The following is a 16734-nucleotide window of genomic DNA, read 5'->3' on the forward strand; positions in this document are numbered from 1 at the left end:
GAATCATTTCTATCTTTATGTTTCTTTAAATTTATTTACATTTCTTTACAAAAAAGTCCGCCAAAAAACTAGCCAATTTTTTTTTTAACGACTATACTCTTATTGCTATAGAAAAATAAGCAAACAATCAAAAAATACAAATAAAACAAAGTATTACTTGACAGGTGGAACAAAATGCAGTATCATTTTTGGCACAAGGCACAAGGCACAAGCACTGGCAAACCTATGTCTTAAATTTATCAAATAATCCTATTCGACGAGTTTTTACACAAAACTCATTTATATCATCGAAATTATCTCTCGAATTATTATCGAAATTATTCACAAAACTATCTTTAAAAATCCCATTGGCATTAGCGCCATTGTTGTTATTGCTGTACTCATTAGAATCGCAGGCATTATCGGCCACAACTTCTGAGCGCATTCACGGTACTGCGCCTTATTTAACCTTTGATGGCGGTGCAACCCATGCCGATTCAATTAGTCCCTTATTATCAGTAACATTGCCCGGAAACAAAATTATTACTGTATCAAATGATAGCTCAAGCATGGAAAATCCATTAATGTTAGATAAACTTTCGGCCACTTTTGCAGATATTAAGACATTAGTACCTCATGGGAATTATCCAGAGGTATTGGCAGATAAAGTTATTGATGACAATGGTTATTGGAAGGATGATGATGGCGATACACTTCATCGTGTCAATTCAAGTAAATTAAAAATTAAATGGGAAAATATAGAAGGGCAAGATATTACTGATTATGTGAAGCACCATGCCAATAGCTTACTCAATGGGTGTGATGCACCTTATAAATTGACGTTAGAAGTTGGGGATATGAGTATTGAAACAGAATATGGCATACCATCTCAAGGAGGGCATTTTACGGGAGGAAGACATACCTATTTCATTTATCCGAAGGTGGATAAACCTAAGTTTTGTTACGCAAAACCAAATTTAGAGTTTGATTTTCACTCGGGTAAAATCCCTTATGATGGAGCGATTTCATCTATTAACGCAGGTAATGGTGAGTGGAATAAGCACAGGGGATTTTATGCTTATAATCCAGCGAATCCTGGGGCAAATTTTCCAACCACAGGCTCTCATAATTTATTTTTTTACTTGAGTGTTGCAGGAATGAAAGCACAAGAATTTATTAATACGAATGGTGATACAATTTCCAAAGGAGGCGTAACGCTCAAATTGCATAGGGAAAATAGTTCTCCTACTGGTTTAGTCAAAATTACCTTAACTGGCCCAAGTTTAGAAAATCCCGGGGCTTTTACACCTTCGACATTTTATTGGCGAGATGAAAGTAATCAACCATTATATAGTTTTAAGCTTGAGCGTTGGTATGTAGCTAAAAAAGGTGGTGGTGCTGGTGGGTATCAAAATGCAGTAGCATTTTGTAATAATTTTAATGGTGGTGGGTATCGGATAATAAAAGTACTTGATTTTACTAATGGAAGGGCTAGTAAAGTCAACTGGCAAATAGGTATAGTTGAACCGTTTTATCTGAGAAAAATTAGTTATAAAGCAAATGGTTATTGGATGGGGGGATTACTTAGTGAATGGGGTCGTATGACACAGCTTTACTATAAAGACAGTGATTGGGAATATTTTCGTGTTGGCGATCCTGCTTGGGGAGATTCTAGAGCCGCTTATTGGACTTCAGATGATCAAAATCGTTGGAGATATAACTATGTTGTAGAGGCCAATACTGGTGGTGTTGGTGATAGAGATCATTCGGATCAAGATTATAGAGTAGCCTGCGTTACACCTTAGTTTGCAGCTACCATCTAAAACACGTCTAATCATGGTTATTTAGGCAAGAAAAAACTAAATTTTTTGCCGAGATAGCCAATAAAATGCACATTGATGTAGACTAAGAACTAATGTGGTTGCTAATTAGTTTTTAAGCAATATGCCAGTAAATACTACTTTTCTTATTTAAAAAGTAAAATGTATAACAAATATTGATCACACACTTTAATAGAAATTAACCTTAGATTTAAAATATTTATAAAAATAATTAACAATAAACTATATTGTTAAAAAGTGGGTTTTGTATCAAAAAATATTCTATAATTGTGAAAAAGCATTGATATTAAAAAGGTGGTAAATAAATGGAACAAAAAATTGGTTTTATTGGTTTAGGTAACATGGGGAATGCCATATTGCAAGGTATTTTGGGCAGTAATATTGTGCCGGGAACCCAAATTTATGTTTATGATCATCATCCAGAAAAAGGTCAAGTTCTTAATCAAACTTATTCAGTAAATAATCTTGATTCAGCGAGAGATGTTGCTCGAGAAGCCGATATAGTTTTTGTTGCGGTTAAGCCTAATGTGATTGTTGATGTACTTGTTGATATTCAAAAAGAATTAAAGAAAAATACCATCGTTATTTCAATTGCGGCAGGTGTTACCATTAAAACAATTGCCAAATGCGTGGGTTATGAGCAAAAAATTATACGAGTTATGCCTAACACACCAGCCCTTGTTAATGCCGCTATGTGTTCAATTACCCCTAATACCGAAATTACCGATGAAGAATTGTCTATTGTTCAACAATTGTTAAATTGTATTGGTGAAACGGAAGTTGTTCCTGAAGATTTAATTGACGCAGTTATTGGTGCAAGTGGATCTTCCCCCGCTTTTGTGTTTATGTTTATTGAAGCATTAGCTGATGGTGCGGTTAAAGGCGGATTATCAAGAAAACAAGCTTACAAGTTTGCTGCCCAAGCAGTTTTGGGATCGGCAAAACTACTATTAGATACAGGTAAACATCCAGGAGAGTTAAAAGATATGGTCTGCTCACCTGCGGGTACAACCATTGAAGGTGTGCAACTACTTGAAGCTAAAGGATTTAGGTCAGCAGTTATTGATGCAGTGGAAGCAACGATAAAAAAATCTCAAATGATGGCAAAAGATTAATGTTATAAAATTCATAACGTTATATCTTTAAATTAGCGTTATGAATTATTTTTACTGATATAATAAGTAATCTTTTAAAAAGATTGCTTGCATTAGTAAACTAATTATGAGTAAATAGACCTAAGCATACGACATGCGGATTTATTTTGTAACATTTCGATATATGTAGTTTGTAGTTTACTATAGCTTAGAGATTAGTTTTCTTTAGTATATTCTTCTTAGTGTTAATAAGTAATCTAGGTTTTATGTTTTTGAATATAGTCCTTTAAGGGCTAAAGTTAATTTATTTATAGGAAGATTATTATGTCTAAGAAAACTGGTCAAGTAAAATGGTTCAACGAAAGTAAAGGTTTTGGTTTCATTTCCCCCGCTGATGGTAGCAAAGATGTATTTGTACATTTCTCTGCAATTTCTGGCGATGGATTCAAAACATTAGGTGAAGGTCAACAAGTAGAATTTTCAATTCAAGACAGCCCTCGTGGTCCTTCTGCTGCTGATGTTAGTGTAATCTAAGTCTTTTATTATCTTATCAGCATTTGCTGGTAAGATTTATATATTTCCATCCTAAAATTCTTCGCTATATCCTAGCTATTTTATAATATTCAAATTATTTTTTATAGATTATCAATGAAATGTAATAAAGGATAAAAATTAGTATTTTTATGGCGCCTTTAGGCATTTTTTCAGTAACTATGACTGATTTATCTGAAGTTTGTAAAAAGTTTTTATAAAATTGATACTTTACTCAAAACTAGCCCTGATGATTTAGCAATTAAATAACAAACTGACATAATCAAACAAAGCTTAGAATATAATAAACAATAAATTTCTGCACCACCAGTCGATAATCAAGAAGTGGACTGTAAACTAGTTATTGGTTCACATTGACATGTTGAAGCTTCACTCCCCCCTAAAAAAATAGGTATTTTATAAGGTGCCTTATTTGTTATTATGTCGAAAATCCCAAGGAGCTATTGGATGTTTATCTTTCCATAGTCCTTTTTTATTTTGTTTTGCTCTAGTCTCTAATTTTACCATCATTTTGTTATTAGCTACTCCTTTATAACGGTATGCCCAAGCATAACCTTTTTCGACCATTTTGGCATTGATATTAACTTTATTTAAAAAAATAGTACCTAAGGTTCTTTTATAGATATCTTTTTTGTTTTCTTTAACAAAAACATTTTTACCAGCAATGAGTGAAGCTAAATATTTCCGTGATACATTACCATAGGCTTGTTTACTTTCAGGCGCATCGATATCAAGCAAACGAACACGGATTTTTTGTTTTTTGATAGTTAAGATATCAACTGTATCGCCATCAATTACTTTGACAACTTTACCATTGAAATCAGCATAAACTAGTGTGTTTGATAAAAAAAATAAAATAATACAAATTAATAAAGGTTTTAAACGATTCATTATAAATAAAAAAGTATAAAAATTTGTAGCATTATACATGATTATTCATGCTATAACTAAATATGGATTTAATAAAAAAGAGATGATGTCAACCTTATTTGTATTTAATAAGGCTGACAGAATGAGTAGCTTTAAATTAAAAAGCGTTGGTATCTTGGAATAGACCTACTTTTAAATCAGATGCTTGATAAATAAGCTTACCATCAACAAAAACTTCACCATCACCGATACCCATAATTAATTTGCGATTAATAACACGTTTGAAATGGATTTTATAGGTTACTTTTTTATTAGTTGGTAGTACTTGGCCAGTAAATTTTACCTCACCAACACCTAAAGCGCGGCCTTTCCCTTTACCACCAATCCAACCTAAATAAAATCCAACTAATTGCCACATAGCATCAAGCCCTAGGCAACCAGGCATAACTGGATCGTTTTTAAAATGACATTTAAAAAACCATAAATCGGGATTAATATCAAGTTCAGCTTCAACAAAACCTTTGCCAAAGTTACCACCGTTTTCATTCATTTCGATAATACGATCCATCATTAACATTAAATCAGATGGTAATGGTGGTCCATCATTACCAAATAATTCATTATTGCCTGATTTAATTAAATCAGCTTTATCGTACGATGATTTACGTTCAAATGTCATAAAAAAACCTTTTATTTAATGTAAATTAAAACATGTTTTGAAAAATTGAAAGTTAGCTAACTCTCTTTTTCTATTTCGTAATTAATAAAATTTTGAACCAAAGTTTATTTGGTATTGTTACTTTTTGCAATATTTTTGCCATCTACTTAACCAACTATCTTGTTTTTTGTCCTGCAACAATACTGCTTGCATACGTGCATGAATCAATTGGTAAAGATTAATGCTATCTTTATCTTTATAAGGAATACCTGTTAGTAGGTAAAGCGCATCAGCAACATGTTCAACAGACCATATTGAAAACTTTCCTTGATCGATTGCTTCAATAACATCATCATTTAAACTTAAATGGCGTTGATTAGTGGCTGGAATAATTACGCCTTGTTGTCCAGTTAAACCTTGTTGTTTACAAACAGCAAAAAATCCTTCAATTTTTTCGTTCACTCCACCAATTGATTGGACATGACCAAATTGATCTACTGAACCAGTAACAGCCAATTGCTGATCAATAGGTTGCTGTGATAAAGCGCTAATGATTGCACAAAGCCCTGCAAGTGAAGCGCTGTCACCATCAATTTCACTGTAAGATTGTTCAAACACTAAAGAAGTTGAAAAAGGTAATTGATGATTGATAGCAAATTCAGACATAATAAATGCCTGCATTATCATCATTCCTTTTGAGTGAATATTACCAGCTAATTCTGTTTTGCGTTCTATATCAATTATCTCTCCATCACCAAAATGAATAAGACAACTTATACGAGTGGGTTCACCAATCGCTTTTGGATATCCAGGGTATTCAATGACTGATAAGCCATTTATTTGACCAACAACTTGCTCTTTAGTATTAATCATTATTTGATTACTAAATATCTCCTCATGTAGCCTTTCTTGCAAATAATTTTCATGCCATGATTTTTGCTTTATAGCAGAAGTGATGGCTGATTCATCGATTACATTATTTTGCATAAAGTGTGTAGCATTAACTAATAGCGAATTAATCCAATCTACCGAAAGAGGGAGGTAATGTTGATCACCAGTATAGCGAGTAGCCTCTTTGTAAATTTTTGCTAAAGCTAAGGTATCAATATTGGGTAATTGTTGTTTGTTCGCAATAAAATTTAAATAATTAATCCATTGTTCGATTTGTTCTGGCGATTTGACCTGCAATTCATTTTCAAATTCAGTATAAATAGAAGTTGAATAAAATTCAGGTTCAAAATCTTGTAATTCTGCTAAACTTAATCTATCCCCAACTAAAATGATTCGTAAATCAAGTGGCATAGGAGGAATGGACAAAGGTAAAGGATGAGATTCGTCAGCTGAAACCCATTCAAACTCTTGCTTTATTACCATTTGTTTTAGTTTAGACCATAACAATGGTTGGCTAAGTAGTGAGCGAAGGCCTAAAATTAAAATGCCGCCATTAGCACGATGAACAAGTCCAGCTTGTAATTTTATAGGGCTATTTTCAGGTTGTCTAACACAACCAAATAGTTTTTCACTATCAACAGAAGATGCAAATAAACAATTGTCTTGAGCTGCAAAATTATCTTGTTTGCTCTTTGCATTGGCCAGCGTAATTTTACTTTCGCTAAAAAAATAACTATAGCCTAATGAAGGTGAATATAAATCAGATTTAATGGCTTGTCTTAGTAAATCAAAAAAAAGCTCGCTTTCAGGTGCTTTAAGCAACATAAAACGTGGGCTATAACATACTCTTTTGGGTGGGCATAACAGTGCTAAGGCAGAGGCCACACGTGGTTGCCACATGAGTAAATGTTCTGATTTTTCTGATGCTAATGATATTGAATTATTAGTTTTGTTTCTAAGTTCAGAAATATAGGATAAATCAGGCTGGATCTGTTTTGCGTTGAGTTGTTTAATTGCCAAAGTTTTTATCTTTTTGTTAACTTATTTCATTTTGAAATTATAACAAGTATCCGATGTATCGCCAACAGATTACCAAAATCTTTATGGTAGCAAATAAAAAATTTACAGAAAGATTTTTTAAAATCAGGTAAACTAAAACATAATTTATTGTTTATTTATCTTAATAACCACCATTAGCAACGACTTAATATGCTCAAAATCAAAAATACTTACTTCAAAGACTATCGTGCCTCACAAATTGTTAGTTGGGGGCATTGGTTTACGTTGTTTAATATTTTTGTTGTAATTTTACTAGGTAGTCAATATTTATTCATTGCAGATTGGCCTCGTACTTTTATGGGGCGATTTTATGCAATTATTAGTGCAATCGGACATTTCAGCTATTTGACCTTTATTGCTTATTTAATTCTGCTTTTTCCGTTAAGTTTTTTCATTCATTCATCTCGATGGCAAAGGATAATTGCAACGGTTTTTGCAACAGTAGGTCTTTCATTACTAATTATTGATATTGAAGTTTTTTCGCATTTTAGAATGCACCTTAATTTGTCTATTTGGCAATTATTTTCATCGCAAAAAGTCACTTATTTAAGTACGGTATTTATTGCTATTCCGTTTATTTTGTTGATTGAAATTTTATTTTCGGTATGGAGCTGGAAAAAATTACGTAGCTTAAGTAAACGTAAACGCTATGCAAAGCCTGTAGTAATTCTTTTTATTCTTTGTTTTGTTGCCTCACATTTGATTCATATTTGGGCTGATGCTAATTTTTATCGACCAATTACTATGCAGCGTTCAAGCCTACCACTTTCTTATCCTTTAACTGCTCGCCATTTTCTTGAGCGCTATGGCTTTATTAAAGAAAATGATTATCGTGATCGTGTTGCTCAAGAAGGGAATCCTTTTGCGATGGCAATTGAATATCCGTTGGGAAATATTGTTTATAATCAAAAGCCAATAAAAAATAATGTGTTAATGATTGTTATTGAAGGGTGGAATACTAATTTATTAACTCAACATATGCCGTGGTTAAATGAATTTTCTCAAGATAATATTTTCTTTGATAATCATTATGGTGCAAGTAATCAGTCCTATTTAAATGACTTTTCATTGTTTTATGGATTAGATCCTAACTACTATAATAGTATCCTTGTTGGACATAAACCGTCTGTATTGCTTGATGTCGTTACAAAACAGCACTACAACTTAGGTCTATTTTCGGAAGATGGTTTTGCTGAGCCTTTATATCGTTCAGCTTTGTTATCTAATTTTTCAATACCACAACCTAAAAAACAATCTAATAAACAAATAACAGAAAACTGGAGGACTTGGCATGAAGAACAAAATAGCCTTGCTAATCATGCACCTTTGTTTTCTATAATCCAATATTCATTGGGAAGTAAAAATAAAAAAATCACGATATCAGATCTTCAATCTGAAGCTAAAAAGCTAGATCAATACATTGAATCATTAATTGCCTATTTAAAATTATCTAATGCCTATGATGATACGATTATTGTTATTACTGGTTCGAATGATATTAAAATTGACGAGGTGAAAAAAGTAGCGTTACGCAATGCAGGAAGCGACTTTAACAGAGAATCATTAAAAGTACCATTGATTATATCATGGCCAAATAAAGGAAGTGCCCAAATAACAGAAGCAACTTCGCAAACTGATATTATGCTTACATTAATGCAAGACGCATTTTATGTTACTACGCCACCTCAACAATACAGTCAAGGTAAAAACCTATTTACTCAAAAGCCTAGACAATGGCTAGTTGCTGGTGATGAAAATACTATAGCAGCACTTTATGATGATAAAACGGTTGTTTTAGATGCTTTTGGTCGTTCTAAAATTTATGATATTAATGGTAAATTGCAAAAAGAAGAAAAAATTAGCTTACCCATCTTTTTGCAAATCGTTACTGAAAATCGCCGTTTTATGGTTGTGGATAATTGATTTAGCTTTTGAGTAGAATTATAAAAAGGGGTGAAGATTACTTCACCTCTTTGCCCATTGCTTGTAAATCAGCATGATAAGATGAACGTACAAATGGCCCACAAGCTGCATGTGTGAATCCCATGTCTAATGCCGTTTGCTTTAATTCTTCAAATTCTTGTGGCGAAACATAACGTTCAACGGGTAAATGATATTTACTTGGTTGTAAATATTGACCAAGCGTCAACATAGTAACACCATGGCTGCGTAAATCTTTTAACACTTGAATTAATTCTTGATTTGTTTCGCCAAGTCCTACCATTAAGCCAGATTTTGTAGGAATTTCAGGATGTCGTTCTTTAAATGCTGCCAGTAATTTAAGTGATCCTTCATAGTTAGCACCAGGTCGAATCCTTTTATATAAGCGAGGTATATTTTCTAAATTATGATTAAATACATCGGGAGGATTATCACTTAAGACATCAATTGCTTCATCAATACAACCACGAAAATCAGGAGTTAATGTTTCAACCTTTATATTTGGGTTTAATTCTCTGATTTCTCGAGTACAATTAGCAAAATGGCTAGCTCCACCATCTTTTAAATCATCCCTATCAACCGAGGTAATAACAACATATCGTAATTTCATTTCTTGAATGGTTTTCGCTAGCTTAATGGGTTCTTTACTATCTGGTGGTAATGGTCTACCATGAGCTACATCACAAAATGGGCAACGGCGGGTACAAATATCACCTAAAATCATAAAAGTAGCCGTGCCATGATTAAAACATTCAGCTAAATTAGGGCAAGATGCTTCTTCACAGACTGAATGTAATCCATGTTTGCGCATTGTGTTTTTAATATGTGCTATATTATCAGAGTGAGCAGATAATTTAATTCGCATCCATTCAGGTTTTTTTAGCGGTGCGACATCTTCTAATGTTACAGTTGGAATTAAGCGCGTCTTTTCGGCATCACGATATTTCGAACTTCTGATTATTGTTTCATTATTTTGCATAATTGGTATCTTATCTTTGAGGTAACTGCTTAATAAAATTATTAGTTAATAGTTGTTTTATCTCTTTACGGTCAATTTGAGAGACATATTCTTTTAGTTGCGTCATTTGTAATCCAGCGTAGCCACAAGGGTTAATGTTATTAAAAGGGGAAAGATCCATATCAACATTGAATGCAAGTCCATGTAAAGTGCAGCCACGACTGATATGCAAACCAAGTGAACAAATTTTCTTTTCGTTAATATATACTCCTGGTGCATCAGACTTTGCATTAGCTATAATACCATAATGGAGCAATGTTTGAATGACACTATTTTCTAAATAACTAACTACATCTCGGATACCTATCTTAAGTCTTTTTAAATCAAATAAAATATACATGATTTGTTGACCTGGAGCATGGTAAGTAATTTGACCACCGCGATCGGTCTGAATAACAGGGATATTTGTCTGATTTAATAAATGTTCTGCTTTACCAACTTTACCTTGGGTAAATACGGGTTCATGCTCGACTAACCAGATTTCATCAAGAGAATGCTCATTGCGTTGTTTGGTAAAGTCATGCATAGCTTGATAGGTATACACATATGGTTTAATTTTTAAGTCTTTGATTATGACATTATTAATGATCATAGTTTTTTCTGTTGTCTTCAAGTAATATTATCGAAATTTTTACAAGTATATAACAGATTTTGTAATAACTTGACAACTTGTAGTTATTCTAAGCATAGCTGTTAGGAATAATATTTAAATTTATTATTAAGTAAAATTTAGTTATTTATCAGATAAATACCATTTATTTTATTATTAGTATTGAAATAGTTGATTAATTTGATAGGAATTAACATTCTTTTCAAAGCGGCAGTTTGCTTTACTTTTTTTTTTTAAATGGCAGACTGATATTAATGAAGCTCCGTAATGCAGAGTTTAAGCTTTCTTTTATTACGTTTTTTAATGTAATTGAGAATAGCAAATAATGCATTTTTCTAAACAAAAAAAGAGGTTTTTATATGTCGGACATGCAAATGAATGATGTCGATCCCATTGAAACACAAGATTGGCTCAAAAGTGTTGAGTCTATTATTCGAGAAGAAGGAATCGAACGTGCACAGTATATTATTGAACAAATAGTTAATAAGGCGAGAGATGGGGGTGTTCCAGTACTTTTTGGATCTTCAACAAGTAATTATGTCAATACTATTCCAGTAGAAGAGCAACCTACTTATCCTGGCGATTGGGAAATAGAAAGACGTATTCGTTCAATTGTCCGTTGGAATGCAATTATGATGGTGTTACGAGCTTCAAAGAAAGATTTAGAGCTTGGTGGACATATGGCATCGTTCCAATCTGCAGCTACTTTTTATGAAGTCTGTTTTAACCACTTTTTCCGTGCTCGTAATGAAAAAGATGGCGGTGATTTAATTTACTTCCAAGGGCACATCTCACCAGGTATTTATTCTCGAGCCTTTATTGAAGGACGTTTAACCGAAGAGCAATTAGATAATTTCCGTCAAGAAGTTCATGGTAAAGGTTTACCATCATACCCTCATCCTAAATTGCTTCCAGAATTTTGGCAATTTCCAACAGTATCGATGGGACTTGGTCCTGTTAATGCCATTTATCAAGCACGTTTCTTAAAATATTTAGAAAATCGTGGGTTGAAAGATACTTCTGAACAAACTGTCTATGCTTTCTTAGGTGATGGTGAGATGGATGAACCAGAATCAAAAGGTGCAATTACCGTTGCAACACGAGAAAAACTAGATAATTTAGTTTTTGTTATCAACTGTAATTTACAACGTTTAGATGGTCCAGTAACGGGTAATGGCAAAATTATCAATGAACTAGAAGGTGTATTTGCTGGTGCTGGTTGGAACGTAATTAAAGTTCTTTGGGGTGACCGTTGGGATAAACTTCTCCAAAAAGATAAATCTGGTAAGTTAATTCGACTAATGAATGAAACACTTGATGGTGATTATCAAACATTAAAATCAAAAGACGGTGCTTATGTTCGCGAGCATTTCTTTGGTAAATACCCTGAAACTGCTGAATTAGTTAAAGATATGTCTGATGAAGAAATCTTTAGATTAAACCGTGGTGGTCAAGATCCTGCTAAAATGTTTGCAGCATTCCAACGAGCAAAAGAAACTAAAGATCGCCCAACTGTTATTCTTGCTCACACCATAAAAGGTTATGGTATGGGGGCTGCTGCTGAAGCAAAAAATATCGCTCACCAAGTGAAAAAAATGAATATGGATGGCGTGCGACATGTTCGCGATTTCTTCAATATTCCAGTGACAGATGAAGCACTTGAAAAATTACCATACATCAAATTTGAGGAACACACGCCAGAATACAAATACATTCATGAGCGTCGTGAAGCGTTACATGGTTATGTACCATCTAGATTAACTCATTTTTCAGGAACTGTTTCAATTCCTCCATTAAGTGAATTTGCGTCATTACTTGAAGCTCAATCGAAAGAAATATCAACCACTATAGCATTTGTCCGTGCGCTTAATATTATGCTTAAGGATAAAGAACTTGCTCCACGTCTAGTACCTATTCTAGCTGATGAAGCACGTACTTTTGGTATGGAAGGTTTATTCCGTCAAATTGGTATTTATAATCCACACGGTCAACAATATACACCACAAGATAAAGAACAAGTGGCTTATTATCGTGAAGATGAGAAAGGTCAAATTCTTCAAGAAGGAATTAATGAATGTGGTGCAACGGCTTCTTGGATTGCTGCGGCCACTTCATATAGCACAAATGATTTTCCAATGATTCCATTCTACATTTACTATTCAATGTTTGGATTCCAACGTATTGGTGATCTAATGTGGGCAGCAGGTGATCAACAAGCACGTGGATTTATGATTGGTGGAACCTCTGGTCGAACAACGCTAAATGGTGAAGGTCTACAACACCAAGATGGTCACAGTCACATTCAAGCATTAACCATCCCTAACTGTATATCATATGATCCTGCTTATGCTTATGAAGTTGCGGTAATCATGCAAGACGGTTTACGTCGTATGTATGGTGAGCAAGAAAACGTTTACTACTACATTACAACTCTCAATGAAAACTACGCACAACCAGCAATGCCAGAAGGTGCAGAAGAGGGCATTCGACGAGGTATTTATAAACTAGATACCGTTGAGGGTCAAAAAGGCAAACCGACTGTTCAGTTACTAGGTTCAGGCTCTATTTTACGTCATGTTCGTGAAGCGGCTGAAATCTTAGCTAAAAATTATGGTATTAGCTCAGAAGTTTATAGCGTAACATCATTTACTGAACTGGCTCGTGATGGTCAAGATTGTGAACGATATAATATGTTGCATCCAAGTGAAACACCAAAAGTGCCTTATGTTGCACAAATTATGAATAACAATCCAGCGGTGGTTTCAACTGATTATATGAAATTGTTTGCTGAGCAAATTCGTGGATTTGTACCTGCTGAAAGTTATCGAGTACTCGGTACTGACGGTTTCGGTCGCAGTGATAGCCGTGAAAATTTACGTCATCACTTTGAAGTCGATGCATCTTATGTTGTGGTTGCAGCATTGGGTGAACTTGCTAAACGTGGCGATATTGAAGTTAGTGTTGTTGAAGATGCGATCAAAAAATTCGAAATCAATGCCGATAAACTTAATCCACGAATTGCATAAGAGGTTATTATAATGAGTATTCAAATCAAATTACCTGATATCGGTGGTGACGAAGTAGAAGTAACCGAAATTCTGGTTAAAATAGGTGATAAAGTTGAAGCTGATCAGTCAATTATGACAGTTGAAGGTGATAAAGCATCAATGGAAATCCCTGCACCACAGGCTGGTATTGTTAAATCTATTTCTGTAAAAATTGGCGATAAAGTCAAAACAGGTGTTGACATTATGGTCTTTGATGGGCAAGGTGGCGAAACTGCTGCTCCAGCTCCAGCTACAGCTACAGCACAAGAAGCACCAAAAGTTGAAGTAACGCCAACTGCAACTAGCCAAATTGTAGATGTAAAAGTTCCAGATATTGGTGGTGATGAAGTCGAAGTAACGGAAATTTTGGTAAAAGTAGGCGATACTATATCTGTTGATGATTCATTAATTACCGTTGAGGGTGATAAAGCCTCAATGGAAGTACCAGCAACCATTGCTGGTACGGTTAAAAGTATCACGATAAAAGTGGGTGATAAAGTGAAAACAGGTTCCAAAATCATGGAATTTGAAACCACATCTAGTGCAGCTCCAGTTACTCAAGCAGCTCCAGTTGCCGCAGCGCCTGTTGCTGAAAAAGCAGCACCTGAGCCAACGCCAGCACCAGTTGCTGCAAAATCAGCGCCTGCTTCATCAAGCAATGAGTTTGTTGAAAACGATGCTTATGCTCATGCAACACCATCTGTACGTCGTTTAGCACGTGAATTTGGGGTAAATTTAGCAAAAGTTACTGCTACAGGTCCTAAAAACCGTATTTTACGTGAAGACATTCAAACTTACGTAAAAAATGCTGTTAAACAAATTGAAAGTGGCGCTACAGGTGGTGCATTACCTGGTCTATTACCATGGCCTAAAGTTGATTTTAGCAAATTTGGTGAAGTTGAAAGTTTACCATTAACTAAAATTCAAAAAGTATCAGGTGCAAATTTACACCGTAACTGGGTAATGATTCCGCATGTGACAGAATTTGATGAAACAGATATTACTGATTTAGAAGCATTCCGTAAGCAACAAAATGCAGAAGCAGAAAAGAAAAAACTTGATCTTAAGATCACGCCACTTGTGTTTATCATGAAAGCGGTAGCAAGTGCATTAACAGCGTATCCACGCTTTAATAGCTCATTATCTGAAGATGCCCAAACCTTAATTATCAAAAAATACATTAATATTGGCGTTGCTGTCGATACACCAAATGGTCTTGTAGTACCAGTATTTAAAGATGTTGATAAAAAGGGTATTGTTGAACTTTCTCGTGAGCTTGCGGCAATTTCTAAAAAGGCACGTGAAGGTAAATTGACAGGTAGCGATATGCAAGGTGGATGTTTCACTATTTCTAGCCTTGGTGGCATTGGTACAACCTCGTTTACACCAATTGTTAATGCGCCAGAAGTTGGTATTTTAGGTGTATCTCGCTCTAGCATGAAACCAGTTTGGAATGGCAAAGAGTTTACACCACGGCTAATGTTGCCATTATCATTATCATTCGATCACCGAGTTATTGATGGTGCTGATGGTGCACGCTTCTTAAGCCATATTGTTAACGTCTTATCCGACTTACGTCGTTTAGTGATGTAATTAAGGAGATCAAATTATGAGTCAAGATGTTAAAACACAAGTTGTGGTTTTAGGAGCAGGACCAGCGGGTTATTCCGCTGCGTTCCGTGCTGCCGACCTTGGACTAGAAGTTACCCTTGTTGAACGTTATTCAACACTTGGTGGTGTTTGTTTAAATGTAGGCTGTATTCCATCAAAAGCATTACTTCATGTTGCTAAAGTAATGGATGAAGCAAAATCATTAACCGAACATGGTATCCATTTTGGTACACCTAGACTTGAATTAGACAAAGTGCGTGGCTGGAAAGAAAAAGTTATTAGTCAACTGACTAATGGACTAGCTGGTATGGCCAAAATGCGCAAAGTCAATGTTATTCAAGGTGAAGCACAGTTTACTGGTAGTCATACAATGGAGGTAACTTCATCAAAAGGAATCACTAAGATCACCTTTGATAATGCAATTATTGCAGCGGGCTCTCGTCCAATCAAGTTGCCTTTTATTCCACATGATGATCCTCGTATTTGGGATTCTACAGATGCCTTAGCCTTAACCACCATTCCTAAAAAATTATTATTAATGGGTGGCGGAATTATAGGTCTTGAAATGGGGACTGTATACCATGCACTTGGTTCAGAAGTCGATGTAGTTGAAATGTTTGATCAAGTGATTCCGGCTGCTGATAAAGATGTAATTAAAGTCTTTACTAAGCAGATCCAAAAGAAATTCACTTTACGATTGGAAACTAAAGTTACTACCGTTGAAGCAAAACATGATGCAATTTATGTTACCATGGAAAAGAAAGACGGCAGCACCGAAACTCATACTTATGATGCGGTATTAGTGGCTATTGGTCGTACACCAAATGGTAAATTAATTAGTGCGGAAAAAGCAGGCGTTAATGTTACTGACCGTGGATTTATCGAAGTCGATAAACAGATGCGTACCAATGTTCCGCATATCTATGCAATTGGAGATATTGTTGGTCAACCAATGCTTGCGCACAAAGGCGTACACGAAGGTCATGTGGCAGCAGAAGTAATTGCAGGTAAAAAACACTTCTTTGATCCAAAAACCATTCCTTCTATCGCTTATACTGAACCTGAAGTTGCTTGGGTTGGTTTAACTGAAAAAGAAGCGAAAGAGAAAGGTATTGATTATGAAGTATCAATCTTCCCATGGGCAGCTTCAGGACGAGCTATTGCTTCTGATTGCTCTGAAGGGATGACAAAACTGATCTTCAATAAAGCAGATAATCGCCTATTAGGTGGTGCGGTTGTTGGTGTGAATGGCGGTGAATTACTAGGTGAAATCACCTTAGCTGTCGAAATGGGTTGTGATGCCGAAGATATCGCATTAACAATTCATGCTCACCCAACATTGCATGAATCAATTGGCTTAGCCTCTGAAATTTATGAAGGCTCTGTCACTGATTTACCAAATGCTAAAGCGAAGAAGAAATAGTAATAAAAGGTCATTTATATACTTAATAGAATGCCGTTAGCTCAAACTAACGGCATTTTTATTTTTTTATAAGATAATTTTTGTCAAAAAGTTTCAGGTAACTATACGTTTCAGTAAAAAATGAATCAAATAACTAAGTG

At 34.7% G+C, this 16734-nt stretch carries 12 protein-coding genes; 7 read left to right on the forward strand and 5 right to left on the reverse strand.

The genetic code is table 11. From position 1 onward, the window contains the following. Window positions 1-164: 164 nt before the first annotated feature. The 3 genes from ACGH6Q_RS04030 to ACGH6Q_RS04040 all read left to right on the forward strand — a co-directional run bounded on the left by ACGH6Q_RS04030 (window position 165) and on the right by ACGH6Q_RS04040 (window position 3448). Window positions 165-1784: a hypothetical protein gene (locus tag ACGH6Q_RS04030; RefSeq protein ID WP_411592011.1), complete on the forward strand. Its 1620-nt coding sequence runs from the start codon at window positions 165-167 to the stop codon at window positions 1782-1784. Window positions 1785-2125: 341 nt separating this feature from the next. Next, entirely contained in the window at window positions 2126-2935 is an 810-nt protein-coding gene (proC, locus tag ACGH6Q_RS04035; RefSeq protein ID WP_085165210.1) for a pyrroline-5-carboxylate reductase, read from the forward strand. Window positions 2936-3238: 303 nt separating this feature from the next. Then, on the forward strand, window positions 3239-3448 hold the full coding sequence (locus ACGH6Q_RS04040; protein WP_065589950.1) for a cold shock domain-containing protein: 210 nt from the start codon (window positions 3239-3241) through the stop codon (window positions 3446-3448). 426 nt (window positions 3449-3874) lie between these two features. On the opposite strand, the gene ACGH6Q_RS04045 is transcribed toward ACGH6Q_RS04040, so the two are convergent. The 3 genes from ACGH6Q_RS04045 to ACGH6Q_RS04055 all read right to left on the reverse strand — a co-directional run bounded on the left by ACGH6Q_RS04045 (window position 3875) and on the right by ACGH6Q_RS04055 (window position 6905). Continuing rightward, complete coding sequence (locus tag ACGH6Q_RS04045) at window positions 3875-4396, reverse strand: thermonuclease family protein (RefSeq protein WP_296300583.1); 522 nt, start codon at window positions 4394-4396, stop codon at window positions 3875-3877. A gap of 97 nt (window positions 4397-4493) precedes the next feature. Next, window positions 4494-5015 (reverse strand): bifunctional 3-hydroxydecanoyl-ACP dehydratase/trans-2-decenoyl-ACP isomerase, encoded by a 522-nt coding sequence (fabA, locus tag ACGH6Q_RS04050; RefSeq protein WP_411592013.1) that lies wholly within the window; start codon window positions 5013-5015, stop codon window positions 4494-4496. A gap of 117 nt (window positions 5016-5132) precedes the next feature. Further along, window positions 5133-6905 (reverse strand): AAA family ATPase, encoded by a 1773-nt coding sequence (locus tag ACGH6Q_RS04055; protein ID WP_411578518.1) that lies wholly within the window; start codon window positions 6903-6905, stop codon window positions 5133-5135. A 189-nt stretch (window positions 6906-7094) separates the two neighbouring features. Between ACGH6Q_RS04055 and ACGH6Q_RS04060 the strand changes: the two genes are divergently transcribed. Then, the gene (locus ACGH6Q_RS04060) at window positions 7095-8867 is read left to right on the forward strand and encodes a DUF3413 domain-containing protein (RefSeq protein ID WP_411592015.1); all 1773 of its coding nucleotides are present in this window, start codon (window positions 7095-7097) and stop codon (window positions 8865-8867) included. Window positions 8868-8904: 37 nt separating this feature from the next. Here ACGH6Q_RS04060 and lipA read toward each other — a convergent pair whose 3' ends face one another. Together lipA and lipB are read right to left on the reverse strand one after the other, a co-directional pair. Then, window positions 8905-9864, reverse strand: a complete 960-nt coding sequence (lipA, locus tag ACGH6Q_RS04065; protein ID WP_411592016.1) for a lipoyl synthase — start codon at window positions 9862-9864, stop codon at window positions 8905-8907. Window positions 9865-9874: 10 nt separating this feature from the next. Next, entirely contained in the window at window positions 9875-10495 is a 621-nt protein-coding gene (lipB, locus tag ACGH6Q_RS04070) for a lipoyl(octanoyl) transferase LipB (protein WP_065589947.1), read from the reverse strand. Window positions 10496-10872: 377 nt separating this feature from the next. Between lipB and aceE the strand changes: the two genes are divergently transcribed. The 3 genes from aceE to lpdA are packed head-to-tail and all read left to right on the forward strand — an operon-like array spanning window position 10873 to window position 16594. After that, on the forward strand, window positions 10873-13539 hold the full coding sequence (gene aceE / locus ACGH6Q_RS04075) for a pyruvate dehydrogenase (acetyl-transferring), homodimeric type (protein ID WP_065589946.1): 2667 nt from the start codon (window positions 10873-10875) through the stop codon (window positions 13537-13539). Window positions 13540-13551: 12 nt separating this feature from the next. Further along, entirely contained in the window at window positions 13552-15153 is a 1602-nt protein-coding gene (gene aceF, locus ACGH6Q_RS04080) for a pyruvate dehydrogenase complex dihydrolipoyllysine-residue acetyltransferase (protein ID WP_411592017.1), read from the forward strand. 16 nt (window positions 15154-15169) lie between these two features. Next, on the forward strand, window positions 15170-16594 hold the full coding sequence (lpdA, locus tag ACGH6Q_RS04085; protein WP_411592018.1) for a dihydrolipoyl dehydrogenase: 1425 nt from the start codon (window positions 15170-15172) through the stop codon (window positions 16592-16594). Window positions 16595-16734 lie beyond the last annotated feature (140 nt).

The sequence above is a fragment of the Gilliamella sp. BG2 genome (assembly GCF_046635645.1).
Lineage (GTDB): Bacteria > Pseudomonadota > Gammaproteobacteria > Enterobacterales > Orbaceae > Gilliamella > Gilliamella bombi.